Origin of the sequence: Methylotuvimicrobium sp. KM2 (assembly GCF_038051925.1) — a bacterium.
In the GTDB taxonomy this organism is placed as follows: Bacteria; Pseudomonadota; Gammaproteobacteria; order Methylococcales; family Methylomonadaceae; genus Methylotuvimicrobium.
Genome location: NZ_CP150634.1, coordinates 2,411,610 through 2,438,154 on the forward strand (window position 1 = coordinate 2,411,610; position 26,545 = coordinate 2,438,154).

The following is a 26,545-nucleotide window of genomic DNA, read 5'->3' on the forward strand; positions in this document are numbered from 1 at the left end:
TCAACGGTGGCAAAGAGTTTGACTGCAAAATCCTTAATTGAAGACTCCGTCAAGCTCTATTCGTTGCCCGATATCTATTTTCAAATCAGGGAAATGGTTCGAGATCCTCGCTATACTGCTATCGACATCGGTAGAGTCATAACGAAAGATCCCGCTTTAAGTATGCGTTTATTAAAAATCGTCAACAGTTCGTTTTACGGTTTTCAAGCAAGAATCGATACGATTTCTAGAGCGGTTACCATTGTCGGAATAGAGGGATTACAGAGCTTGGCGTTAGCGACTTCAGTAGTAGATACTTTCGACAATATTCCCGACGACCTGATCAACATGACCGACTTTTGGATACAAAGTATACATTGCGCGGTCATTGCTAAATTGCTAGCCAAGAAAGCGGCAGTTTTGCATTGCGAACGCTTATTTTTGACCGGTTTGCTGCACGACATCGGAGCATTAGTCATCTATACCAAGCTACCTGATCAATCTCGGCAAATACTGAAGAACAATTTCCAAAACAAGCGTCTATTGGCCAACTTAGAGCGACAAGTCTTGGGTTTTACGCGGGCTGATGTGGGCGGGGAGTTGGCCGAGTCATGGAAACTCCCGGAATCGATATCGGAAGCGATACGTTACCAAATGCACCCTGAAAGGGCGTTGATCCATAAATTGGATGCCCATTTGCTTTATTTGGCGATAAATTTGAATGAAAGTAAAACGCGTGATGAGTTTTTGTCGACCTTATCGTCATCAACCTTATCTATTCTTCGGCTCAATGAAGCTAAAATTAAGCAAGTGATGGCGGCGGCGGTTGATGAGGCTAATGCCACATTCGATATATTGGCTCCGGGCAAGCAGTTCCATTGAGTCTTTTAAGTTCTTGACGAATTATTTAAATCACCTTGGCGCCGAACTTTTCCAGTAAGCCGATTAATTTAATCAAAGGCAGTCCAATCAGCGCATTGGGATCGTCTCCTTCAATTTTTTTCAATAAAACAATACCCAATCCTTCCGATTTGAATCCTCCCGCGCAATTAAACGGTTTTTCCAAGTCGACATAACGCTCGATGGTGTTGTTCGTTAATTTTTTGAAATAAACGTGGCATACATCAATGTCGCTAATCACTTCACCGGTTAAGCTGTTTGCAACTGCTACCCCAGTATAAAATGTCATGCATTGATCTGAGGCGGCTAATAGTTGTTCAATGGTGGCTTTTCTATTGCCAGGCTTACTAAGCCGGCAGTCCTTGAGAACCGGAACTTGGTCGGAACCGATAATTAAACTGCCTGGAAATTTTCCGATTAATTCACTGGCTTTGGCTTGGCTAAGCCGGAGAGCGGTTTGCCTCGGAGACTCATCGGGTAGCGGTGTTTCATCAAGCTCCGGCGAATCACAAATAAATTCCAAATGCAATTTCCGTAACAAAATTTGTCGATATTCGGAAGATGAAGCGAGGACCAGATGTTTGAATTCCATTTTAGTAAGTTAGATTGCGGTTTGACGAAGGGCTCTATTAGGGCTATTATTGACCGGTTATGTTGGATCGATTACCCGAACTTATAGACCCCCTGAGTTTTGCTGATAAGCATAGCGAACTCTCGGGGCAAATAAAACTAAAAAGCCTAAGTCGTTTAGCGCCTTTGCTAAAAGATGACACGGGTGTTGCTACTGTTGACTTTTTTTTTAGCAGGCAAGGACGACTGGCAAGCATTGAAGGGAAAATTGCAGCGACATTGACCGTGGAGTGTCAAAATTGTTTAAATAAAATGGAATTGCATATTGAAAACAACATTAAGCTTGGGATCGTCAGTTCATTGGATGAAGCGGATCGATTACCGGAAGATTACGAGCCTTTGCTAGTTGGGGAAGGAAAAATCCCTCTCAAAGATATTGTTGAAGATGAGCTATTGCTCGCCATGCCTGATTTCCCGCGGCATTTGGAAGCCTGTCTTAAAGTCAAGGTTAGTAACGATCATCAAGACGACTTAAATACCGAACAATCGAATTCTAATAACCCTTTTTCAATTTTAGCCAAACTAAAGCATACTGGAGTGAAATAATGGCTGTACAAAAAAGTAAAGTAACCCGCTCAAGACGTGGACAACGTCGTTCTCATGATGCATTAACCAGTAAAACCCTGTCTCAGGACCCATTGACTGGAGAAACCCACCTACGTCATCACGTTAGCCCCGATGGTTTTTTCAAAGGACGCCAAATCGTAAACACTAACGAAGAAGACTAAGTTAAGTCGATTTTTTTTGTATCAAGATGCTCAACCGAACCGGAATTTGTCCGACTCGGTTGAGCATCTTATTTTTTAGGGTCATTCGCAGGCGTGAGTTTAACAATTTCAATTGATGCGATGGGCGGGGACTATGGGCCCGCGGTAACTATTCCGGCGTCATTGGATTGCTTAAAGAACAATCCAAACTTAAAGCTGATCTTAGTAGGCGACGAAGTCGTGTTAAAAGATCACATGTCTCAGGCTTTGGTCGATTTTGCCGGTCGACTTTCGATACACCATGCATCGCAATGTGTAGGCATGGACGAGTCTCCTTCTAAAGCATTAAAAAATAAAAAAGATTCTTCGATGCGCGTCGCGATTAATCTAGTTAAGAGCGGCGAAGCGGATGCTTGCGTGAGCGCGGGTAATACCGGCGCGTTGATGGCAACCGCACGCTTTGTTTTAAAAATGATTCCAGGCATAGATCGACCGGCTATTATCTCTACGATACCTTCGATATTCGGTCACACTCATGTTTTAGATTTAGGCGGCAATGTCGATTGCACGGCGGAGCATCTTTTTCAATTCGCGGTAATGGGATCTGAATTAGTTAAAGCTGTTGAAAACATCGATAACCCGACAGTCGGCTTGCTCAACATCGGCGAAGAGGAAGTCAAAGGTAATGAGCAAGTTAAAGCTGCCGCGAAACTCCTTGAAAACTCATCGTTAAATTATATTGGTTATGTGGAAGGGGATTCTTTGACAGCGGGAAACGTCAAGGTCGATTTGATTGTAGCGGACGGGTTTGTAGGCAATGTAGCCCTCAAATCCATTGAGGGTGCCGCTAAGATGATCGGCACCGTTTTGAAAGAAGCGTTCAATAAAAATATTTTTACGCGACTGTCTGGTTTGCTAATCTATCCGGTCATTCGATCCTTCAAGCAGCGAATAGACCCGAGAATGTATAACGGCGCCAGTTTTCTTGGCTTGAATGGTTTAGTGATCAAAAGCCATGGCGGTGCGGATGCTCTGGCGTTTAAAACGGCCGTGCAATTAGCGGAAATAGAAGTTTCCAAAGGCGTCATCAGAAAGATAGGCGAGCAGGTCGAAACCATATTATCGAAAAGAGAGAGTTTATGACGCATTGCTCTAAAATAATCGGCACAGGCGGTTACTTGCCTAAGCAAATTCGCACAAATGACGATATTTCAAAAATCGTCGATACCTCTGATGCTTGGATTTATGAGCGAACCGGCATTAAAAGTCGCCGAATCGCGGCACCTGACGAGACAGCTTCAAGCATGGGGGAAATTGCCGCACGCCAAGCTATTGAAGCAGCTGGCATAGTTCCTAATCAAATCGATATGATTATTGTCGCGACCGGCACTCCGGATCGCGTTTATCCGAGCACCGGCTGTTTATTGCAAGAACGGTTGGACATCAAAAACTGTGTGGCGTTCGATATTCAAGCTGCTTGTTCGGGCACCATTTATGCGTTAAGTATTGCAGACCAATATATTAAGTCGGGAGCAGTCAAAACCATTTTAATTGTCGGCACCGAAATCTATTCTCGGATCATGGACTGGACCGATAGAAGCACTTGCATACTCTTCGGCGATGGCGCCGGTGCCGTTTTATTGCAAGCTTCCGATAGTCCGGGTATCTTATCGACCCACATCCACTCGGACGGCGGATATGAAGAGTTACTCTATTTACCTAATCCGCAAGTCGCGGCAGAATCTAATCGCGATGAGCCTGGCTATGTCAATATGCGCGGTAACGAGGTATTCAAGGTCGCTGTCAATACGCTAGGTCAGATAGCTGATGAAACTTTAGCGGCAAACAACATGGAACGCTCCGAGATCGACTGGCTAGTTCCGCATCAAGCCAACACGAGAATCATTGCCGCAACGGCTAAGAAGCTTAAAATGTCGATGGATAACGTCATATTGACATTGGAAACTCAAGGCAATACTTCATCGGCGTCCGTGTTGTTGGCATTGAATGAAGGTATTAGAGACGGGAGAATTCAGCGCGGTCAAGTGCTCTTACTGGAGGCTTTCGGTGCTGGGTTTACTTGGGGCTCCGCTTTAATTAAATACTAGAGAATAAATGAATGACTGAACAAATTTATAATTTGGCTTTTGTCTTTCCGGGTCAAGGCTCCCAATCGGTAGGTATGTTATCGGCCATGGCGGAGGCCTATCCGGAAATTAAGCAAACTTTTGAACAGGCTTCCGAAGTGTTGTCTTATGACTTATGGTCAATCGTTGAAGCCGGTCCTTTAGAAAAATTAAATCAAACGGCAATAACTCAACCGGCTATGCTAGCTGCCGGCTACGCGGTGTGGAAAATCTGGAATAAACAGTGCTCGGTCCAACCCGGTTGGATGGCAGGACATAGCTTAGGTGAATATACCGCATTGATTTGCTCCGGTGCGTTGGCTTATGAAGATGCGATCAAACTAGTCTCCGAAAGAGGCCGCTTGATGCAGGAGGCAGTTCCGGCCGGGCAGGGAGCCATGGCTGCAATTTTAGGATTGGAAGATCACGAAGTCGTAAAACTATGCAAGGATTCGGCCGAGAGCGAAGTGGTTGCGCCGGCTAATTTTAATGCACCAGGTCAAGTAGTCATTGCCGGGGACAAAGTAGCGGTTGAGCGTGCAATGGCAAAGGCTAAGGAAGTTGGTGCAAAACGAGCAGTTTTACTTCCGGTTAGCGTACCTTCGCATTGCGCGTTAATGCAGTCGGCAGCGGAGCAATTAAGCGACCTCTTACAGCAAACCGGCATCGATTCACCTCGAATCACCCTAATCCACAATGTCGACGTCAGTACCCATAGTGCTCCGGAAGTCATCCGCAATGCGCTAAGGGAGCAATTATTTAAGCCGGTGCGTTGGGTGGACGGAATAAAGTTTATGGCCGACCAAGGTGTTACAGTGTTTGTTGAATGCGGTCCCGGTAAAGTGCTCATTGGCTTGAATAAACGAATTGCCAAAAATGCGGAACATATAAGCATCTATGATCCTGACTCATTAAATCAAGCCTTGGAGATAGTGAATGGTTAAAAAAATAGCAATGGTAACCGGTGCGAGCAGGGGTATCGGTCGCGCAATTGCTGAGCAATTGGCTGCCGACGATTTTTTTGTGATCGGAACGGCAACAAGTGATCAGGGCGCTGAAGCGATTGCCGCATACTTAGGCGACACAGGAACAGGTATTAAACTCAATGTCGCCGATCCTTCGTCAATTGATGCAGTAATTAAAACCATTAATGACGATTTTGGGGCCCCTAATGTTCTCGTCAATAATGCAGGCATTACCCGCGATAACTTAATGATGCGTATGAAGGATGACGAATGGGATGAGATTATTGCCACGAATCTTTCATCGGTTTTTCGCATGAGTAAAGCCGTTTTACGCGGCATGATGAAAGCTAAAACAGGTAGAATAATCAATATTTCCTCGGTAGTCGGCGCGACCGGTAATGCCGGCCAAGCCAATTATGCCGCAGCTAAAGCCGGCATCGTGGGGTTTTCCAAATCGTTGGCCAAAGAAGTCGGTTCGCGCGGAATCACCGTGAATACAGTTGCTCCCGGTTTTATCGATACCGACATGACCCGTGAACTGGCCGAAGAGCATAAACAGGCACTTTTAAGCTCAATACCATTAGGCCGCTTGGGTGATGCTAAAGAAATTGCGTATGCCGTTTCGTATTTAGCATCGGAGCGTGCCGCGTATATTACCGGAGAAACGCTGCATGTGAACGGTGGCATGTTCATGGCATAATATTGTGATATTTTTATAATATAAAGTATAATTCCCCCGCCGTCTGGAATGAGATGACGGGATTTCTAAGTAAAACAAATAACTATACTATTGTAAGTATTATTTTTTAAAAATAATCTTACATTGTTGAGGATAATAATTATGAGTAATGTTGAAGAAAGAGTAAAAAAGATTGTCGCTGAGCAATTAGGTGTTAAAGAAGATATCGCTAACGATGCTTCTTTTGTCGATGATCTTGGTGCAGACTCTTTGGATACCGTTGAACTCGTCATGGCCCTTGAAGAAGAATTCGAATGTGAAATTCCGGACGACGAAGCCGAAAAAATCACTACTGTTCAACAAGCGATCGATTACGTCGAAAAAAACGCATAAAAACTGCTTATATTTCGAACGGTCATGTTCTCGGCGAATTATGACATGATAATTTTGTTCGACGCATACAGGGACGTAAGTAGCAAACTGAGTTGTGAGCGTTATAGAACAAAAGAGGGCATCAAACCACCGAAAATATGACCGTTCGAAGTATGTAAGTGGATGCTGTTAATGTCCACTTATGCATGCCTTAACATCCCCTCTTTAAAATTAACTTCGGGTACAAAACATTGAGCACACGCCGAGTTGTAATAACTGGACTAGGCGCGGTCACGCCTTTAGCTAACACAGTTTCGGAAACCTGGGACGGAATCGTCAATGGTAAAAGCGGTATTTCCGCCATTGATTCCTTCGATATTTCTGCATTTGCCACGACTTTCGGTGGCGTAATAAGAAACTTCGATATTTCTCAATATTTTCCTGAAAAAGACGCGAAACGCATGGACGGCTTTATCCATTACGGATTAGCCGCAGGATCTCAAGCGTTCGAGGATTCCGGCATCGAGGTTAATGATAATAATGCCGAAAGAATCGGTGTGGCAATCGGTTCCGGAATAGGCGGGATAACAGGCATTGAAGACTGTTACGCGCTATATGATAAAAGCGGGCCAAGGCGTATTTCGCCGTTTTTTGTACCCGGCAATATCATCAATATGATTTCCGGTAATTTATCGATTAAATATGGCTTAAAAGGGCCTAATTTTGCGATTGTTACCGCCTGTTCAACCGGTACTCATAACATTGGCGATGCCGCCAGAATGATCAAATACGGTGATGTCGACGTAATGATCGCCGGAGGCGCCGAGCGTTGTACCACTTCACCGACCGCGATGGGCGGATTTGCGTCAGCGAAAGCCTTATCGAGAAGAAACGATGATCCACAACGTGCAAGTCGTCCATGGGATCGTGATCGTGATGGCTTTGTGTTAAGCGACGGTGCCGGTGTTGTTGTCCTGGAAGAGCTGGAACATGCTAAAGCACGCGGTGCGAAAATCTATGCCGAATTGGTGGGTTACGGCATGAGCGGAGACGCTTATCACATGACTTCACCTTCGCCAGGCGGAGAAGGCGCCGCTCGATGCATGAAAAATGCATTACGCGATGCCGGTTTGAATCCTGAAGACGTCGACTATATCAATGCGCATGGTACTTCCACGCCAGCCGGCGATCTCGGTGAAACACAGGCGATGAAATCCGCGTTAGGCGACCATGCCTATAAAGTTGCAATTAGTTCAACCAAATCGATGATAGGTCATCTATTGGGGGCTGCGGGCGGCATCGAAGCGGTACTGACGGCATTAAGTCTCAAAAATCAAATAGCGCCGCCAACTATTAACTTGGATAACCAAGACCCCGAATGCGATTTGGACTATGTTCCGAATGTTGCTCGGGATATGTCGATGAATGTCGCTTTATCGAATTCTTTCGGCTTCGGCGGAACTAACGGCACGTTGATTTTTAAACGATTCGAATAATTAGTTCGATGACATAGGTAAGTCTCCGATGTTTTTAATCAATGGTGCGATGGGTTGCACCATCGATGTTTCGGATCGCGGATTCCAATATGGCGATGGTTTATTTGAAACGATTGAAATCAAGCAAGGCAGACTGGTTTTTTTCGAAAGACATATTCGCCGCCTAAACGAAGGTTGCCGGCGTTTACAGATCCCTTTAGAAGATACCGGCAATTTAGTCGCGGAAGCTGAGTGTGCTGCTAGAGACGTCGATCGAGGCGTGTTAAAAATTATCCTGACGCGCGGAACGGGCGGACGAGGTTATCGGCAACCGGACAGCATCAAACCGACTCGTGTTATTAGCGTTTATCCATTTCCTGATTATCCTGAAAATTATACCCGCAATGGCATTACTGCCAGGCTTTGTTCTACCCGTTTAGGCCTAAACCCGGCGCTTGCCGGCATTAAACATCTTAATCGCCTCGAACAGATTTTAGCTCGCGCCGAATGGAAAGATCCGGGCATTCAAGAAGGTTTAATGCTCGATGCCGATGGCAACGTTATAGAAGGAACGATGACTAATTTGTTTTATGTCATTAACCGGCAACTCCATACCTCCGAGATTCTTCGCTCCGGCGTAGCCGGCATTATGCGCGAAATTATCTTGGAACTCGCTGAATCAAATGCGTTAGTCTTGTCGAAACGTTATTTCGGTATCGACGAATTGTTAAACGCTGATGAAATATTTGTTTGTAATTCAATCATCGGTTTATGGCCAGTCACCCAAATTGGTTCCAAGCCATTTGCTGTCGGCCCTGTAACCCGCGAAATAACGGACTGGCTCGAACAGTACAAAAATGAATGGCTCCAAGCATGCTGAATAAACTCGTGGGTATCTCGATCGTATTAACCAGCTTTTTACTCGGCTGGCTATGGATCGATTATCAACACTTCGTAGCTACGCCTTTAGTTGACAAGCCGGTTTATATTGAAATCAGCAAAGGCGATTCGTTCGTCCGCATTACTGAAAAACTTCAGGAACAAGAATTAGCGGTTAAACCGCTATGGTTAAAAATACTAGCTCTGCAAACACAATCCGCCGGTCGTTTGAAAGCCGGAGATTATGAAATCGCTCAAGGCGCTACCGCTTTTGATATTCTTTCGTTATTCGCATCCGGAAAAAGCAGACAATATGCCATCACCTTTCCGGAAGGGTGGAATTTCAATCAGTTTCTTGAGCAAATAAATAGCCACCCTTACATTCAAAAAACACTAAATAAATCGGATAGCGAATCCTTACTCAGTTATTTGAATTCCGATTACGGTCATCCCGAAGGTCTTTTTTTTCCCGACACGTATTTCTTTGATAAAAACACGACCGATCTTGCCTTATTAAAAAGGGCTCATGATCGCATGCTGAGTATCTTGGACCAAGAGTGGCGGCAAAAGCAGGATAACCTTCCGTTTGAGTCTCCTTATCAAGCATTGATACTGGCGTCGATTGTCGAAAAAGAAACGAGCGTTCCCGAGGAGCGTCAAATAATTGCCGGTGTGTTTATTCGCAGGCTTGAAAAAGGCATGTTACTGCAAACCGATCCAACCGTTATTTACGGTATGGGCGAGGATTATCAAGGCAATATTCGCAAGAAAGACCTTTTGACGCATACTCCCTACAACACCTATGTCATTAACGGATTACCGCCGACGCCGATCGCGATGCCCGGACAAGCCTCGATACATGCGGTTCTTCATCCTGAGGCAGGAGAGAGCCTTTATTTTGTTTCCAAGGGGGATGGCACGCATGCTTTTTCCGCTAATCTTGCCGAGCATAACCAAGCCGTGACCACTTATCAATTGAAACAATGATGATTAAAGGAAAATTCATAACGCTTGAAGGTGGGGAAGGGGTCGGCAAAACCACCAATATGAGTTTTTTAAAAGACTATCTAAGCTTGCACGGAATTCCGGTGATTCTTACTCGAGAGCCCGGAGGCACTCCCCTCGCGGAACATATTCGAAACTTACTATTACAACAGTCATCCGACGAAGTCATCACCGATCAAGCGGAATTGTTATTAATGTTCGCTGCACGCGCTCAACATCTCAAACAAGTGATCGAGCCGGCCTTACATGCCGGCTCTTGGGTAATATGCGACCGCTTTACCGATGCGACCTACGCCTATCAGGGCGGAGGGCGCAATATGAGTGCTCAAGCGATTCAGTGGCTGGAAAATTTCGTTCAAGGTAATCTTCGACCCGATTTGACCTTTTTATTCGATGCACCGGTCGAAATAGGGCTCAAGCGCGCTCGTCATCGCAGTTCGCTGGATCGCATCGAATCCGAAACCTTGGTTTTTTTCGAACAAGTAAGGCGCGCTTATTTATTGCAGGCTAAATTGGAACCGGAACGTATTAAAGTTATTAAATCCGACCAACCCCTTATCGATGTACAAAGCGAAATAACACGTTTTTTACACCCGTTTGTTTTTAATGACCATCACTCCTGATCTATTGCCTTGGCAGGAAGCGGATTGGCAGCATCTTGTCCGTTACATTACCGGTCAACGCATACCTCAAGCCTTATTGTTTGCCGGAAATAAAGGCATAGGCAAAAGCCGATTGGCGGAGCGTTTCGCGCATTCCTTGCTTTGTTCCGAAACAGACGCTGACGGATTGCCTTGCGGCCAATGCCATAGCTGTCAGTTAGTCAATGCACAAACGCACCCTGACTATATCAGAGTGAATCCGGAAGAACCCGGCAAGACTATTAAAATCGATCAAATCAGAAAGATCCTTTCGGTGTTATCATTAAAACCGCAATATGAGGCAAATCGTGTCGTCATAGTTGAACCGGCCGATCAATTAAATATCTCAGCGGTTAATGCTTTTTTGAAATTTCTTGAAGAACCGACCGAGCGAACCGTACTGCTACTTATCACGGATAAACCTAGCCGACTCCCGGCCACTTTGATCAGTCGATGTCAAAAGGTCTATTTTTCGAGGCCCGCTCCGGAACGAGTTAAACAGTGGTTGTTAGATCAAGGAATAAAAAAAGATAGTGACTTATTGTTAAGCGTATCTAAAGGATCGCCCTTGTTGGCCTTGGATTATGCGAACAACAATACCCTTGAATTACGTCGAAAATGTTTTAATCAATGGCTCGATATCGCTGCTTTGCGCACTCATCCGTATGTTGTCTCGGAACAATGGATTAAACTGGAGCCTAGCCTCTTATTGACTTGGATAACGGGATGGATTACGGATTTAATTAAATGTTGTTTTCAATTACCTGCCGAAAAACTAATTAATCGTGATTTATTTGAAGACTTGAACAAATCCGCGCAAACTTTAGAATTATCTCATTTGTATAGCGTCTATGATCTTATGCTTATCAGTCGAAACCGCATCGATACACAGCTCAATAAACAATTATTATTCGAAGAGCTATTAATCGAGTGGGCGCGGCTTAACGAAAAATAGGAAAAAGCATGTCCGAATCATCATCACCCAGACAAGGAATATTATCCTTGTCGATAAAAGATAAAAACGCACTCTATGCCGCCTATATGCCTTTTATTACCAATGGCGGATTGTTTATTCCGACAAATCGCGAATACGAAATGGGGCAGGAGGTTTTTATGTTGTTGAATTTAATGGAAGAAACAGAGCGATTGCCGATTGCAGGTAAAATTATTTGGAAAACACCTGCCGGTTCGGAAGGGTATCGTACTACCGGTATCGGTGTTCAGTTCAGCGATCAGGATGGCGGTATGGCACGTAATAAAATAGAGACCTATTTAGCCGGCGCTCTGGAATCGGATCGAGCCACCCATACAATGTAACGGTTTGGTTTTTCGGGCCTCACGCACCAATTCCTTCAACTAAACTCAATCTTTATACCTGTGTTATCCCATGCTAATCGACTCTCACTGCCATTTAGATCGTATCGATCTTTCTCCTTATCAAGATGATTTTTCTTGCTTCATGCAAGAAACCTCGAAACATCAAATCGAACACATGCTGTGTATCAGCATCGATCTTGAAGCTTATCCATCGATGTGCGAATTGGTCGCTCCTTATCCTCAGATCTCCTTGACGGTCGGCGTGCATCCTAATTCGCATGACGGAAAGGAGCCGACAACTGATGAATTGATCACACTCGGCCAAGCCGAAAAAGTCATCGGCATCGGTGAAACCGGATTGGATTATTTTAGAAGTGAAGGGGACTTATCTTGGCAACACCAGCGATTTAGACGACATATCGCGGCGGCGAAAAGTTTAAATAAACCTTTAATCGTCCATACGCGAGAAGCCCGAGAAGACACTTTACGCATTTTGAAAGAAGAAGGTGCCGATTCGGTCGGCGGTATTATCCATTGTTTTACCGAAGACTGGGAATTTGCGCTTCGTGCGCTCGAGTTGAATTTTTATATTTCCTTTTCAGGGATTGTAACGTTCAATAATGCTAAAGCAATACAAGAAGTGGCGCAAAAAATTCCGGCGGATAGATATTTGATTGAAACCGACTCGCCCTACCTAGCTCCGGTTCCTTTTCGCGGACGACCTAATTATCCGATTTATGTTCGACATGTGGCTGAATTTATAGCTAAATTAAGAAATACCTCGTTGGAGGTCATCGCGGACCAGAGTAAAGATAACTTTGTACGCTTATTTAATTTAGAATGCCTATGAAATTCAATACTTTTCAAGATTTTTGAGCTGAAACCACTAAAACGTTGATACAGGCATAAAAAGAATCATCCGTTGCGGCGCGTTGTAAGTCGGTTCGCCAATAGTTCAGCTCTTGTTCCGTAATCGCATGATTGGCCAAGGCTTGATCTTCGACAATCTGCTGGACCGATAATGAATAGAAAAGGTTTATATCGGTTGCAATAATCGGAAAGACTTCGACTTCAATATGACTGAAACCGCATTTTTTGAATTGCCTGTATAGGCTTCTGCCTGAGTAACCATTGTTCATCATATGCGACATACGATAATGAGAAAGAGTACGCTCGACTCCGGGAAGTTGGGTATCGATCGACAAGCTAGCCCAGTCTGTTTCCACAACAACAACGTATCCTTTGTCTTTAGTCACTCTTTTTATTTCCAAAAGTGTTTGTTCCGGCTGTTTGAGGTGCATGAATAATCGCTCGCTTCGACAACTATCGAATAACCCACTCCTGAAAGGTAACTTTTCGGCACTACCTTGTATTAAATTAGCCTGCTGAATTGTAGAAAGTTGTCTACAATTCTGGATAGCGCTTTTTAACATCTCATGATCATGATCATACCCGAAGACTTCACCGTCTTTCCCAACCATTTTCGATAGTTCGGCAACATCTACCCCAGGCCCGCATCCGATGTCGGCTATTATATTTCCGTTGGAAATATTCATTTTTTTATAACTGTGATGCTTAATCGGTAAAAAAATATCTGCCGCTTTTTGCAGATATTCCGAGCTGACTTCTCCGTGAAAAACTTTCATAGTTGACCTAACATGGGTTCTAGATAAATAAATGCTTTGAACTATGCTTAGAGTCTAGTCAATATTTTAGGATATGAGAAGGAAGAAGGATACAAATGAAAGATACAATGACTCTATGCGAACACTATCAAAATTATTTTTATACGGTTAAGGCGAATACTCAAGATTTACTAGAGCAAGCTTATCACGTTAGATACCAGGTTTATTGTGAAGAATTAAAAAAATTATCGCCGAATTCTGAAAACGCATTTCAAGAATCAGATGAATGGGATGACGATGCCGTTCATGGTGTTTTATTTTATAAAAGAGATAAAAAACCTATTGGAAATATTCGTATCATCACATTAAAAGATGACACGGAGAAAAAGTTACCGATTGAGTTGTATTATAAAAAAGAATTTGACTTTAGAGGCTCTGGTATAACTTCACTAAAAGAAGGTAAGACAGGCGAAGTATCCAGAATGGCTCTGATCTCTCGTTTTAGAAGAAGACCATCCGACAAAGACTATTCGATGAATAACAATATGCGTGAAAATGATCACGAAAACAGACGGTTTTCCACTAATTACCTACCGATGAGCTTAACTTTCTCTTCTATCTCACTTATGCTGGAACACGCACTCGATTATGGCATTGCATTAATGGAGCCTCGTTTAGCTAGATTATTAGTGCGCTTTGGCGTTGAATTAAAACAGATTGGGCAACCCATAGACCATTTTGGCATACGTGCACCTTTTATTATTTTTCCTAAAAAAACTTATCAAAACTTAATGCCGGAATATCGACTCCTATTTGACATTATCAGTTCGGAACTAAAAGATTCTCATTGACAACATGCCATCTGTCAAAAAACAAAAACAGCCGTCTCTTAGTCTGGTTTGGAAAACAATACTCGCTGTCGGTTTTGCAACAGCACTAGCATCCGGTGCCATTGTTTTGTTCGGACAGTTTTCATTGAATCAGAATTACCAGCAAGAAAGGTCTCGTGTTCATCGCTTTTATCGACAAGCCTTTCAAGGTATTTTGGAAGGCATCAAGAACGACAGGGTCGATATCGGTTGGTTGATTCCGGCATTTATCGATGACAAAACCAGCCCCCAAAACGCATTGGAGGTCATTGACCATTTTATCGATAACAACTGGTTTAAAATTGAAGTCGAATCGGATATTGAATCGGCATTTCTGTTTAGTTCCGATGAAAAGTTGATTGGTTCTTGGGGGAACACGCTATATCATGGGCAGCTTTCAGAATGGTTGGATTATGTGATTACCCATGAATCACCGTTCGACAAAATTTTATGCGAGGAGCGCTGCGTTCATTTTCATGCTACGCCGTTTTTACATCACGGAAGTTTTATCGGCGTATTCATTTTTGGTATCGATCTTGCCGATACTGTTTTAAAGATGAGAGACTTGACCGGTTCCGGGATTAGTATCTTAACGTTACCTCATGAATTCACAAATCCAAAAAAAGAATTACTTTCTATTCCGCCATGGCAAGCAAATATAGTGGCTTTAACGGATTCAGAACGCAATATCGGATTACTTAACGCTTTTAGTCGGCAATATCCTGATGGAATACCCGATTATCCGAAGATATTTAAGTTTGAGAATAGGACCTATGAGATCATTCCTTTTCCGTTTAATGGAAACAACAATACAGTACTTTTGATTATTGAAGATATTAGTAGGGGCTTGGACGAAATCAAAAATGCGACTGCTCTCTATGCCATTAATGGATTGCTTAGTTTATTGTTGTCCGGCGGAGTATTGTTACTATTACTGATTGGACCGACGCAAAAATTAAAAAGACTCATTGCATTATTGCCGTTGATCGCAAAAAAACAATACGACTTAGTGGCCAAATTATTACTTTACTCGAAAAAACACAGTTTCTTTAAAGATGAAATCGATGTTTTAGAATCCGCCTCGCACCAACTGATATCAACCCTTAAGCAACTAGACGATGAAGTTAATTTACGCACCCAACGCCTCTCCGAACAAGCTTTGGAGCTGCAAATCGAAAAGAATTTTATCGACAATATTCTTAATTCGGCTCAAGTCATTATTATGACGGTCGATAGTATGGGGCGTATTAAATCCGTCAATCAGTATGCGCAATATTTGCTTCAATATACGGAAGCCGAATTATTAAATACAGATTTTGTCGAATTTATTCCTACTGAAGAACATAGAGGGATGATTGAAAGTTCAATAACACAACTATTGGATAAGTATAACAATACCTTTCAATACGAATGCCCGATTTATTCCATCGACGGAGCTCAACTCTATATCTCATGGTTTTTATCGCCATTAGTGCTAAAAGAGCTAGGTATCGATGCCGACCCTGAAGTTTTAATTGTCGGATTGGATTTAACCGATAGACGCAAATCCGAAAAACAATTGACTTGGTTGGCCGAACACGACCCGTTGACAGGTTTATATAACCGCCGAAAATTCGAAAAAGAATTCGAGCACGCTATCAATATGGCGACTCGCTATCATCATAGCTCAGCCTTGATTTTTTTCGATATCGATCAATTTAAATACGTTAACGATAGCAGCGGCCATCAAGTCGGTGACGAATTACTAGTTAAAGTGGCCGAAAGACTACGCAGTTCAACTCGCGATACCGATGTTATCGCTCGATTTGGAGGCGATGAATTTATCGTGATCGCTCCTGAAATCAATCAACAAGCGGCCGAAGATTTAGTGCAAAAAATTTGTACAGAAATGGCCTCGGTATCGATAACGGACAACAATCAACAACATCGGGTTTCGGTTAGTGCAGGGGTTTTAATGTTTCCAGAGCCTAATTGCTCTGCTCAAGACCTTTTGGCAACTGCCGATGTTGCAATGTATAAAGCCAAAGAATCCGGTCGGGGAGGGTGGAGACTTGCAAATAGCGAGGATATTCATCGGAGCGAAATCAAAACGAAGGTCAATTGGAAAGCCAAAATCGAACAGGCTCTTAACGATCGGCAATTTAAGCTGTTTTACCAACCGATCATGCATATCCGCGATAGAAGCATATCTCATTATGAGTGTTTATTGAGAATGATTGGAAGCAACGACGAAATCATTCCGCCAGGTATGTTTATCGAAGTCGCTGAACAAACGGGATTAATTTTTCAACTCGATATGTGCGTTGTCGAACTCGCTTTCGTAAAGCAGGTTGAATTAATAGAACAAGGAGTCGATATTAGGCTGTCAATTAATTTATCCGGGGAGACGCTTTCAAATATCGATGCTTTTTCAAAAATCGATAAGCTGTTGCGTTCATATGGGCTCGATGCACATAAATTTATTTTTGAAGTGACAGAAACGCAAGCAGTGACCAACTTGCAGTCTGCTCATGAATTTATAAATAATATCAACAGCATAGGCGGAAGTTTTGCTTTGGACGATTTCGGGGTGGGCTTTTCATCAATGAGTTATCTAAGACAATTACCGGTTGAATATTTAAAAATAGACGGGTCGTTTGTAAAAAATATTAATTCAAGCCTGGATGATCAATTATTCGTCAACGCCATTAATAGTGTAGGCCAAGGAATGGGCTTAAAAACGATTGCCGAATTTGTTGAAAATGACGTTATTTTCGAAAAACTGGCAACACTTGGTGTTGATTATGCCCAAGGCTATGGAATAGGAAAGCCGATGCCGTTTCTTGAATTTCATAAGTAAATTAGAAGTCGTAAGACATCATAATGGTATACATATCCCAATGCTGCGTTGTTCCTTGGAGATTTTCCAAGTTGGATAGCCAGCCGGTTCCATTGATTCGGTGGTATTCGGCACTAAAATTCAATGCCGGTAATATTTCATAACGTAAACCAAAAGTCCAATCTTGAGCAAACCTGGAATGATTGATGATTCCGGGTGCGGCTTGCGCGAGTTTCAAACCTTTTTTATCATCCATGTCCCATATCAATTCGTCATAACGCACTAACGCTTCTAGAGAAGAAGTCAGTCTATAGGTGCCTTGTATATAAAAGCTTTGGCCGGTAAATTCAGTGTCCGGAATGGCTCCGAAATTCTTCAATTGAGCCCGGCGTAAGGCGTATTCGCCGGTAAGCGACCATTTTTCGGCATTATATTGTGCTGAAAAGATTAATGGATTAAATCGCCAAGAACCTGCCTGAAAAAAAGCGCCGGCTGATGGTTTGTAATCGCCATTAAAATCTGCATAGGTTATCGCTAGCTTAGCTAAGCCGTTTTCCCATTCGTAACCGGTGCGCAACACCCAGGATATATCGCCTTCCATTTTTCCCGGATCTGAACCGACTAGTGTATTTTTAAAATCCGGATCATCCATTCTTGGGATCACTACACCGAAATTCAACGAAAAATCGCCATAGTCCGTTCTATGTTCTCCGTAGATATAGCCGCCGTCGGCTGATAACGCCAAATTTCTATTGACATCAAAATAAATCGATTGAGGTAATAAGATGCTGGGACGAGTCGAGGCAACGTCCCGTGTATCGTTGTATAAGCCAAGCGGAGTAGGGACTCTGCCGCCCCTAAGTGTTAATAGTGAATGTTCCGACGAATATAAGTTATAGCTGGCCAGTCCATAATCGATTCGGACATTGCTATCGTCGGTTTTACCCGCATCGCGCCATACTATCTGCATGGCAATTTGCAATTCCGGCAAAATTCTATAAGAGGCATTGATACCGAGTTCTCTAAAGTCGGTTGATATCGAATCGTCAGTTTTACCAAAAAAATTATTATCGGAAGTATGAATAAATCCTTGAGATAAAAAACCGTGAATCTGGAGGTTTTGAGGTAACCAATCGCTTTCGAAGGCTTGAGCGTTAGTAAGCAGGCAGCATAAAACTAATGCGATACCGTAGCTATTCAATTTAAAAAAACGGTTTAAAGTTGACGTATGACGCATGAATGGAAAAGGCCTTATTTTATGATCAGGATTTTGATATCTTCAGTGATGTCTTCACCGCTTAAATATCCGATTGCGCCAGGTGTAGATGCGATTTTATCAACCATTTCTTCCTTGCTGGCAACGGTAACGGGAGCCTGGCCGGTCCCGCTAAATACCAGCTTGTTCCAGCTTCGACGCATCTGATGTGGAAATACATTCAATACTTGTTTGCAAAACTGTTTATGAAGAGGGTTACTGTCACGTAATACAAAAACAATAATGGGAGAACCGTCTTGCCATTGGCGAAGCCGCATTCTAAATATAGCGCTCAATCCGTTTCGGCTAACAGAGTTTTGCGTTAATGCGCTGTTGACAACGGGATAAATGCTTGGCGTGGGAGCGGATAAAACCTGCGACATCAAAACAAAGAGCAACGCTAAAAATCCAAATTGCTTTCGTCGTAGATTTTTATTCGATTCGTTTGACTTCAAATGGGAAGCGCCTTAGGTCTTAAAGTGAGTTTTAAAAAGAAATCAAAGTTTAGTTACTATTTTGTGAATATCAAATGAGGAGGAGTTAATTGATAAAGATTACTCCCTTTATACTCAAAAAATGGTTAACTTTATGAAGGTATGGGGTGTGGCTAGCGAGGATGTCGGCAGCAGGGAACGCTGCCGTCAAGCCCCCATGGACGGGTTCACGGCGGTCCTCGATAGACACATCCCATGCCTTTTTATTCTTAGACGGTTTTTCAATCAAAAGGGAGTATTATAAGCAACTATTTCCTAATGACATTATTTAACATAATATACATTATGCGCCATTATAACCACCTTAGTTTCAGGCTTTTTGGCATCCGAAATGTTTTCCACTCTGAACCTAAATAATTCGAGCTTGAATAGTTACAGAAAAGTTGATTGACGTTAATGACGCGCGTAAACTCAACCAACTAAAGCAATGGAGCCTTAAAATTGAGTCTAGAAGATAGAAATTGGTTTCAGAGGGAAAAAGATAAGATATTGACGAATTTGAAGAAAAACAATTATGAGAATCTAGTAATAATTGCCATCGCTTTTCTATGGATCATTATTGAATACTTGCTAAGATTTAACGATTGATAATTCGGCGCCTGGGTGTCCGCGCCAGCTCCATGCTGGCAAAGCCTTTATCGGACCCCAGGCGCCTCCTCAGGGACTGCCGAAATTCGAAGTGCGAAAGGTAACTACCATTGTGACTCGCCGGTTTCCGGGTCGTACATCTCATGTGCGATTTTATGGCGGTTCGCTATCAATTCCTCAATGCTTGGCGATTGTGTCATCGCACGCTGAATGGCCAACTTCATTGCTTCGTAATTGGTTCGATATAAGTCCTTGCGGTCGAGATCCGGATTGGTTGCGCATTCAGGGGCGATCCAAATCATTGCAATGATGCAAATTTCATTGGCCTGATCGGCCGGGATCACGCCATCGATTACACTGTCCAATACTGCATCGGCGACTGCCGATTGAACGGGACCGCCGAATAGATTCACATAGTCGGTCGACTTTATCGTAACTTTAGGTACCATGATGGTAGCAGGACGCACTTGTTGGTTACAGGCCCGTATTGCAAACATCCGAGTATGCCCTTCGGTTTGCCCCATTAAATTGGCAAATGCGTGGCCTGCAGGCCCTTTAACGCTGCCGATAAGAATTTCAGGCATGGCATCCGTGCCTTGCCCTTCGCTGGAAAATACGGTGGCTTCGCCGGTTCTAAACCAAATTGAATCTGACATATAAAACACCTGTAAGGTTAAAAACCGGCATTCTATTCCTGGTGTATAGCAATCCGCAACGAATAAAATTGCAATCGTTATCTACGGCCCAATTCGTTGCCAAGCAATGAGCCGGCCGCCGCACCGATGCCCGATGCAATCGGATCGCCTCTGCCGATCTCATACCCTAACATGCTGCCTACGGCCCCGCCTACCAGTCCTTGCGTGGACCTTTGGTCATAACGGCTATAGCGTGGAGCCGGTACATAGGCAGGTGCCGGTATATAACGAGGCACTGTCTCGTAAACAGTAACTCTTTGCGGATAGTAATGGACCTCTTCGCGATAATAAACGCGTTCAACCGGCCGGTATCGTTTAGCTCTATGCTTCGGATGGTAATAGTGTTTGCTATATCCTTTACCTCGGCCTGGATGATGATGTCCGCCTGAAGCTAAGGCCGACGTTGAAAAAACCAAACCCGTGATGATTATTGCGATCAATTTCATCATTTTTGAATCTCCTGAAAAAAAGTAACGCGTATAACGGTTAACGTATCCGTAGCCTTTTAGCTATGGCCGGGCTACATTTTCCAAGGATTAACTTAATGACGACTTAACGAATTCCGGGGTTCGCTTGCGTAATGGTAATTTTTTGTTTTCGCTCAATGCAAAAATCACGATCAGAAAAAATAATAAACTGAGTCGAGGCGCTTCGAATGGGCTACCAACCGTACCGACAATAACAAATCCCGAAATCGATGAGAGTAAAATCGCCGCATAGTAGTCACCTTTGCTGAGCGCTTTAAGCTGTCGATAACAAGCATAAATCAGCAAGATTATAAATGCAGTGGTACCAAACCAGCCTAGATCGAATAATAGATGTACCCAAAAATTGTCGATATTGAGAGCTTGGTGATTATCGATCGTAAAAAACCAATAATCGGTTCCTTCGGAAAAGTCGCCATTGCTAAGCAGATTTTTATCATTAGTATCAGTCAGGTTGATATTATCGATGTCGATGACATTGCCTTGGCTATTATTGTAAATACCCAGTTTAACCGGACGTCTCGACAATTCTCCCGCTGTTTTACCCAAACTGGATCCGACATATTTTGTATTTAGGGTTGCTTCCGTCCGGCTCCAGGAGCCCGGCTCGGAATCGATTCGTAGGGTAATCCAGACGCAACGAAACGAATATAATAACGATTTTTCACAGATGGGTAAGGTAACCTCCCCTCGCCCCGACTCCGTACGTAAATCCGCAGATAAGCGATATTCGGTGTCGGGCTCTATCGCGACCTGTTGGTCTAAATAAAGCGAACCACCCGATCCTAAACGCAAATAGCGATTTTCGTCATCGCTTTGTATCGTATAAGTGGCCGGCATGCCAATGCCTCTGTGCCACCAAAAATAGGTTCTTGGGTAACTGCCAACGCCCATTCCAAATAAAGTCGTCATGACGTCGTCATCTCTCATGTCGAGAATAGCTCGCCAATGCTGCAGGCGAACATCCAGATCTTGATCGATACGTTTGAAGCGCTCTTGTATAAAGCCGCCTTGAAAGACCGGAATGACCATGACCGGAACTAGCAATACCACGCTCAACAGCGGTATTGATTTTCGGTTAGTGCGCAAATGTTTCGCGTTAACGGCAAAAACTAGACTGATCAAAAAAACGATCAACGCTATAGCGAAAGCCAGATAAGGTCCTCGGGAAAAGGTCACCATCAGGACATAAAGGCCGGCAGCAAAAATTCCAAAACCGGTTATACCGCCCATCAATCTGCGGGGCGCGTAGAGAAACAGCATCGCAATAAAAGGTAATGCCAAGACTAAATAGGCATCGATATGCCCACCACCGGTGTGCATGGTTGAAAACATTGCGGTGATTCTATAATCGCTTTCAAAATTAAACAACCCGGAAAACAAAAAGCGCTCCCAAATCGAAACGCCAATGACGCCGATCAAACCCAATAATACTCCGTAACCGAAATACTGTTTTGCCTTCGGATATTGCTGCAATGTTTGTTTTAACAGTGGAAACAAAAAGAAGGCCCAAATTACCCCCTTGCCCACTCGTAAGCTATTATAGCGGCTGTAGTAATTGGAAAAGGCGTTGATATCGATGTCTTGCAGCGGAAATAAGCCTCTGTATACGCTAATTAGATAAATTAAAGCAAACAATCCTAAACATAACTTAACCGTTCCGGAAAACTGTCGGGTTAACCGAATGCTGGATTTTTGCCAATAATAAACAGCAAGGGTTGTCATAACGACCAGATCGAACTCGTCAAAAAAGAACCGACCGGTCCAAGGGGCAAAATCCAGAACCGGTAGCATTGCCGGCAAGACGAATAGCCAGGCCTGAGGATAACGAATCAATAAAACAGCGTAAGCGATTAATAATGCCGATAGAAATGGCGCGCCAATCGGATAATTCAATAAAGCCCAACCAATAATCAGCGCAAGAATTCCCGTGAATAAGCGCCAACGTTTATCGATTGCTTGCAGTTTAACGGTTGCCGATGACCGAATAGAATCATCCTCTGAAATAGAGTCTTCGTCATCGTGGAATGCTTCGGCAATCGATACCCCCCTTCCCTGCTTGATCTTACCATTTGAAAACCAGCGCATCGCATGATTAAGCAATTCATAAACCAATGCCGCCGAAGCAAATGCGATCAACACATCGGTCGGATCGGGATGCTTAGGCGCTAAAAACAACTTGCCGGTTTCTACCAACGTGGCAAAGACAGCAGCAGTTAATCCGACTAAAACCCAATGAAAGCGCTCAGGTTTGGAGTCCGCATAGTTCCACAACCAAAAAGCCAAGCCAACCGGAAAATACATGCCGATGTTGCTAAGCAAACTCACCATGGCCAAGGACTCGGTCGTATAATAAAAATAGTAAAACGGTAAAAACTGAACCGTTTCGAGTTTTTCAAGCGCCTTTTCAAGACCGATCCAATTCCCGCCGGTCCAGCCGTTCAGCGCGGCTACCAAAAAAACATGGAGAGGTAGAAGCGTTAGGATCGTGGGCTTCAACCAAGCGGTCCAATAATCTTTGTCGTGTTTGGAAAAAAAGGCAAACACGACCGCGCCGACCCCCAACCCGGTCATGCGGGTCAAAACCGAAATGCCTTGCGCCACGCCTGATGCCAAAAATAATTGACCGATTTCGACGAACAATCCGATAAAAAAACCGGTTAAGATGCAAACCAGTTTGGGGTGCGAAATATAAGGCAATAAACAGAGTAAAATGCCTAACGGAATCAATACGACTATTTCGGCCCCCAGCTTGACCACACAGCGAATACCATCGGCTCGGCACGTATCGATGGACATAAACAGGCTGTGATTGCCCGAGGCCAACCGAGTGTCAAGCTCTTGATGGGATATAACAAAATCGAACGGAAAAAAACTTAAGGCAAAATAGATGGCGATATAGAAAATAATCGCCGCTTTGATCGATAGAAAATTACCAAGCGAGAGATGACGGGATAAACGGCGGAAATAATCGCCTGAAAATACCCAAAGTCCTACGCCCATGGTCGAGCCCATTGCCTCGGCGATCAAATCGTTGATCGAAACGGTACGAGGTGGGAAAAATAACTGAACAAACTCGACCGAAACAGCCAAAGCCCAACAAAACAGCAAAACCGGCACCGCAACCAGTAGCCTGGTGTATTCGCGAAATTGACCGCCAAAACCAGCCGCCCAAAAGTAAGACAGCGGTATGTAAAGCAGAATATTCGCAACCCAGTCCGCACGCGATTCTATGCCTAGATTGAGATAACGAATATTTCGGAATTTTTCCAAAGCGACGTCGAAAGGCATTGGTCGGTAATCGAGCGGAACCAAACTGCCGTAGACGACGAACAAGGTATATAGCGTTGCACCGATAAGAAGTTTTTTATTCATACGAAAGCCCGCGAGTGACCATCAAGGAGCCCACAAGTCCGCCAGGGCCAGTTCAACTTCGTCAAAAGGCGGCGCCCTAACCATATCGTCATTCTGCCAGGTATGTTCAAGCAACCAATGCCCTTCCAGCAAACGATAGACTTCAAGCGTTTTTGGCCCCGGATCGACCAGCCATAACCAAGAAACTTCGCATGCCGCATAAATCGGCATCTTGACGGCGCGATCGATACGCGAAGTTCCGGGCGAAATTACTTCGCAAATCCAGTCAGGAGCAATGCTGAAATAGGCTTCTTCGGGCAGTTGCGGCATGCGTTCGCGTCGCCAACCGGCTAAATCGGGGGCCAGAATATTCCGTCCCAAGTGCAATTCGGGTTCGTCCAATATCCACCACCCACCCGGCCCTCCTCTTCCACGCTGAAATGGGCTAACCAATTCATCACCAATAACCGAAGAAGCCAAAGCATGTCTTGGTGCTGGTCGTGGTTGAGTAATTAACTGCCCGTTGATGATTTCGCCGATGATATGTTCGGGCAGATCGAACAAGTCTTCGTAAGTCGCCTCGCGTAAAGCCGGTTGATTCATGATGGACTCTTCGGTTCAAGCGGTTCGTTAATTACATTTCCTTTTTACCCGATAAAATCCTTTTCAAGTCGTAATGATAAATCAAACTCGCCAGCGCGAATACAACGAATAGCGAAAAGATCGCCGTCTAAAACTCCCAGCCTTGACGATGAACTAAGCCGGTTAGATTGTAATCGCGAAGAAACCGGTCAGGCCCTACAGAATCAGCCATTCAACCTAAATTCGGTAGTTTAACCATGAAATGCTTTTTCTATACCTTTCGCACTTCAAATTTCGGCAGTGCCTAAGGAGACACCGGAGTGCTTGGCCCCTCACCTAACACTAGGTGAGGGGCCAGCATGGACGTATTTACCCAGCACCTAAATTCCACAGTCCATTGGCTAGGATTAATTGTCTTGGATAATTCATCCAGCACCTAAATAAGCCATGATTTTGAATTATTGCCAAAGACCTATAGAATTTAGGTGCTGGGTTTACGGCGTCCTTTGACGGGCACCCCGGTGCCGAATTTTGACCTACGGTAGGTATAGGTTAATTCTTAGGCCGAAGATGTGGGAACAACAATACATCTCGTATCGACGGAGCATCGGTAAACAACATCACCAAGCGATCGATGCCTATGCCCTCGCCCGCCGTCGGCGGCATGCCGTGTTCCAATGCGGTCACGTAATCGGCATCATAATGCATCGCTTCATCGTCACCGGCTTCTTTTTCCTCGACCTGCTTACGAAAACGTTCCGCCTGGTCTTCGGCGTCGTTCAACTCGGTAAAACCGTTCGCAATTTCACGCCCGCCGACGAAAAATTCGAAGCGGTCGGTCACATGCGGATCGTCATCGTTGCGTCTGGCCAATGGTGACACTTCGACAGGATAGGCGGTAATAAACGTCGGATTCATCAAGCGATGTTCCACGGTTTTTTCAAAGATTTCGATTTGAATTTTACCGAGACCGTAGCCGTCCTTGACCGGGATTTTCAAATTTTCGGCCACCTTCGCCGCCGCTTCGCGCGTCGCCAAATCGTCGATCGTCAAATCCGGATTGAAATGCAGAATCGATTCGACCACGGTCATGCGATCGAACGGTTTGCCGAAGTCGTATTGCTCGCCTTGATAAGTAATCAGTGTTTGACCGAGTACTTCGAGTGCGATGCCTCGCACCATTTCTTCGGTCAAATCCATCAAGTCGTGATACTCGGCATAGGCCTGATAGAATTCGAGCATCGTGAATTCCGGATTGTGCCGTGTCGACAGTCCTTCGTTGCGGAAATTGCGGTTGATTTCGAAAACCCGCTCGAAACCGCCGACAATCAGTCGTTTCAGATACAATTCCGGCGCAATCCGTAAAAACAGCTCCATGTCCAAGGCATTGTGATGCGTCTTGAACGGGCGAGCGGTCGCACCACCGGGAATCGCCTGCATCATGGGCGTTTCGACTTCGAGAAATTGTCGCGCTACCAAGAATTCTCTTATGTATGTAACGATTTTCGAACGGATCAGGAAAGTCTTGCGCGATTGCTCGCTCATGATCAAATCCAGATAACGCTGGCGGTATTTGATTTCCTGGTCGGCGATACCGTGGAATTTTTCAGGCAACGGCCTAAGCGCCTTGGTCAATAAACGAATATCGTCGACCTTGATGCTTAATTCGCCGACATTGGTTTTGAACAATACACCCTCGGTGCCGATGATATCGCCGATGTCCCATTTCTTGAACTGATCGTTGTAGAAACCTTCCGGCAGATGATCGCGCGCGACATAAAGCTGCATTTGGCCCGACATGTCCTGGATATGACAGAAACTTGCCTTACCCATGATGCGGCGAGTCATCATGCGCCCGGCAACCTTGACTCGGATCGGGTCGGCCTCGAGCTCTTCCTTGGTTTTTTCGCCGTATTCCGCCAGCAATTCACCGACTACGACATTGCGTCTGAAGTCGGTCGGAAAAGCGATGCCGCGTTCGCGGATTTCAGTGAGTTTGCCGCGGCGTTGTCTGATTTGTTCTTGTTCGTCTTGTAATTGGGTTTCGGACATGAGATTTTTATTTAATCTAAATTTAGGTTTTAAACAATCCATGCTACTTAAAA

The 26,545-nt window shown here is 44.3% G+C and carries 26 protein-coding genes; 17 read left to right on the forward strand and 9 right to left on the reverse strand.

Annotated elements, in window-relative coordinates; genetic code table 11:
• Positions 1-6 precede the first annotated feature (6 nt).
• The gene (locus WJM45_RS10200) at positions 7-861 is read left to right on the forward strand and encodes an HDOD domain-containing protein (RefSeq protein WP_341328823.1); all 855 of its coding nucleotides are present in this window, start codon (positions 7-9) and stop codon (positions 859-861) included.
• 25 nt (positions 862-886) lie between these two features.
• On the opposite strand, the gene WJM45_RS10205 is transcribed toward WJM45_RS10200, so the two are convergent.
• Entirely contained in the window at positions 887-1,471 is a 585-nt protein-coding gene (locus WJM45_RS10205; protein WP_341328824.1) for a nucleoside triphosphate pyrophosphatase, read from the reverse strand.
• Between the two features lie 59 nt (positions 1,472-1,530).
• On the opposite strand from WJM45_RS10205, the gene WJM45_RS10210 reads away from it, so the two are divergent.
• From WJM45_RS10210 to WJM45_RS10275, 14 genes are all read left to right on the forward strand, one after another.
• The gene (locus WJM45_RS10210; RefSeq protein WP_341328825.1) at positions 1,531-2,055 is read left to right on the forward strand and encodes a YceD family protein; all 525 of its coding nucleotides are present in this window, start codon (positions 1,531-1,533) and stop codon (positions 2,053-2,055) included.
• On the forward strand, positions 2,055-2,237 hold the full coding sequence (rpmF, locus tag WJM45_RS10215) for a 50S ribosomal protein L32 (protein ID WP_341328826.1): 183 nt from the start codon (positions 2,055-2,057) through the stop codon (positions 2,235-2,237). Before WJM45_RS10210 ends, rpmF begins: the two co-directional genes overlap by 1 nt.
• Positions 2,238-2,330: 93 nt before the next feature.
• Positions 2,331-3,359 carry a phosphate acyltransferase PlsX gene (plsX, locus tag WJM45_RS10220; RefSeq protein ID WP_341328827.1) on the forward strand — a complete coding sequence of 343 codons (1,029 nt, stop codon included), beginning with the start codon at positions 2,331-2,333 and terminating at the stop codon, positions 3,357-3,359.
• Entirely contained in the window at positions 3,356-4,324 is a 969-nt protein-coding gene (locus WJM45_RS10225; RefSeq protein WP_341328828.1) for a beta-ketoacyl-ACP synthase III, read from the forward strand. Before plsX ends, WJM45_RS10225 begins: the two co-directional genes overlap by 4 nt.
• Positions 4,325-4,335: 11 nt before the next feature.
• Complete coding sequence (gene fabD, locus WJM45_RS10230) at positions 4,336-5,286, forward strand: ACP S-malonyltransferase (protein WP_341328829.1); 951 nt, start codon at positions 4,336-4,338, stop codon at positions 5,284-5,286.
• On the forward strand, positions 5,279-6,007 hold the full coding sequence (fabG, locus tag WJM45_RS10235; RefSeq protein WP_341328830.1) for a 3-oxoacyl-ACP reductase FabG: 729 nt from the start codon (positions 5,279-5,281) through the stop codon (positions 6,005-6,007). Before fabD ends, fabG begins: the two co-directional genes overlap by 8 nt.
• A 141-nt stretch (positions 6,008-6,148) precedes the next feature.
• Positions 6,149-6,379: an acyl carrier protein gene (gene acpP, locus WJM45_RS10240; RefSeq protein WP_014148504.1), complete on the forward strand. Its 231-nt coding sequence runs from the start codon at positions 6,149-6,151 to the stop codon at positions 6,377-6,379.
• 230 nt (positions 6,380-6,609) lie between these two features.
• The gene (gene fabF, locus WJM45_RS10245) at positions 6,610-7,854 is read left to right on the forward strand and encodes a beta-ketoacyl-ACP synthase II (RefSeq protein ID WP_341328831.1); all 1,245 of its coding nucleotides are present in this window, start codon (positions 6,610-6,612) and stop codon (positions 7,852-7,854) included.
• Between the two features lie 28 nt (positions 7,855-7,882).
• Positions 7,883-8,713: an aminodeoxychorismate lyase gene (pabC, locus tag WJM45_RS10250; RefSeq protein ID WP_341328832.1), complete on the forward strand. Its 831-nt coding sequence runs from the start codon at positions 7,883-7,885 to the stop codon at positions 8,711-8,713.
• Entirely contained in the window at positions 8,707-9,699 is a 993-nt protein-coding gene (gene mltG / locus WJM45_RS10255; protein ID WP_341328833.1) for an endolytic transglycosylase MltG, read from the forward strand. The genes pabC and mltG overlap by 7 nt, the downstream gene beginning before the upstream one ends.
• Entirely contained in the window at positions 9,699-10,340 is a 642-nt protein-coding gene (gene tmk / locus WJM45_RS10260) for a dTMP kinase (protein WP_341328929.1), read from the forward strand. Before mltG ends, tmk begins: the two co-directional genes overlap by 1 nt.
• The gene (locus WJM45_RS10265; protein WP_341328834.1) at positions 10,324-11,313 is read left to right on the forward strand and encodes a DNA polymerase III subunit delta'; all 990 of its coding nucleotides are present in this window, start codon (positions 10,324-10,326) and stop codon (positions 11,311-11,313) included. Before tmk ends, WJM45_RS10265 begins: the two co-directional genes overlap by 17 nt.
• Before the next feature lie 8 nt (positions 11,314-11,321).
• Positions 11,322-11,675 (forward strand): PilZ domain-containing protein, encoded by a 354-nt coding sequence (locus WJM45_RS10270; protein ID WP_014148498.1) that lies wholly within the window; start codon positions 11,322-11,324, stop codon positions 11,673-11,675.
• Positions 11,676-11,745: 70 nt separating this feature from the next.
• Positions 11,746-12,525 carry a TatD family hydrolase gene (locus WJM45_RS10275; protein WP_341328835.1) on the forward strand — a complete coding sequence of 260 codons (780 nt, stop codon included), beginning with the start codon at positions 11,746-11,748 and terminating at the stop codon, positions 12,523-12,525.
• 13 nt (positions 12,526-12,538) lie between these two features.
• Here WJM45_RS10275 and WJM45_RS10280 read toward each other — a convergent pair whose 3' ends face one another.
• The gene (locus WJM45_RS10280; RefSeq protein ID WP_341328836.1) at positions 12,539-13,321 is read right to left on the reverse strand and encodes a methyltransferase domain-containing protein; all 783 of its coding nucleotides are present in this window, start codon (positions 13,319-13,321) and stop codon (positions 12,539-12,541) included.
• A gap of 95 nt (positions 13,322-13,416) precedes the next feature.
• Between WJM45_RS10280 and WJM45_RS10285 the strand changes: the two genes are divergently transcribed.
• On the forward strand, positions 13,417-14,151 hold the full coding sequence (locus WJM45_RS10285) for a PEP-CTERM/exosortase system-associated acyltransferase (protein WP_341328837.1): 735 nt from the start codon (positions 13,417-13,419) through the stop codon (positions 14,149-14,151).
• Positions 14,152-14,155: 4 nt separating this feature from the next.
• A complete protein-coding gene (locus tag WJM45_RS10290) occupies positions 14,156-17,008 on the forward strand; it encodes an EAL domain-containing protein (protein ID WP_341328838.1) in 2,853 nt (950 codons plus the stop codon).
• A gap of 1 nt (position 17,009) precedes the next feature.
• Here WJM45_RS10290 and WJM45_RS10295 read toward each other — a convergent pair whose 3' ends face one another.
• The 7 genes from WJM45_RS10295 to lysS form a co-directional block, all read right to left on the reverse strand.
• Positions 17,010-18,224 carry a hypothetical protein gene (locus WJM45_RS10295; RefSeq protein ID WP_341328839.1) on the reverse strand — a complete coding sequence of 405 codons (1,215 nt, stop codon included), beginning with the start codon at positions 18,222-18,224 and terminating at the stop codon, positions 17,010-17,012.
• A 14-nt stretch (positions 18,225-18,238) separates the two neighbouring features.
• Positions 18,239-18,697: a hypothetical protein gene (locus tag WJM45_RS10300; protein ID WP_341328840.1), complete on the reverse strand. Its 459-nt coding sequence runs from the start codon at positions 18,695-18,697 to the stop codon at positions 18,239-18,241.
• A 731-nt stretch (positions 18,698-19,428) separates the two neighbouring features.
• A complete protein-coding gene (fae, locus tag WJM45_RS10305; protein ID WP_341328841.1) occupies positions 19,429-19,980 on the reverse strand; it encodes a formaldehyde-activating enzyme in 552 nt (183 codons plus the stop codon).
• A 77-nt stretch (positions 19,981-20,057) separates the two neighbouring features.
• On the reverse strand, positions 20,058-20,468 hold the full coding sequence (locus WJM45_RS10310; protein WP_341328842.1) for a hypothetical protein: 411 nt from the start codon (positions 20,466-20,468) through the stop codon (positions 20,058-20,060).
• Positions 20,469-20,555: 87 nt separating this feature from the next.
• Positions 20,556-23,879 carry a VanZ family protein gene (locus WJM45_RS10315; protein WP_341328843.1) on the reverse strand — a complete coding sequence of 1,108 codons (3,324 nt, stop codon included), beginning with the start codon at positions 23,877-23,879 and terminating at the stop codon, positions 20,556-20,558.
• 21 nt (positions 23,880-23,900) lie between these two features.
• Positions 23,901-24,461 carry a Uma2 family endonuclease gene (locus WJM45_RS10320; protein ID WP_341328844.1) on the reverse strand — a complete coding sequence of 187 codons (561 nt, stop codon included), beginning with the start codon at positions 24,459-24,461 and terminating at the stop codon, positions 23,901-23,903.
• Positions 24,462-24,992: 531 nt separating this feature from the next.
• Positions 24,993-26,492, reverse strand: coding sequence for a lysine--tRNA ligase (gene lysS, locus WJM45_RS10325; protein ID WP_341328845.1), 1,500 nt, complete (start codon positions 26,490-26,492; stop codon positions 24,993-24,995).
• Positions 26,493-26,545 lie beyond the last annotated feature (53 nt).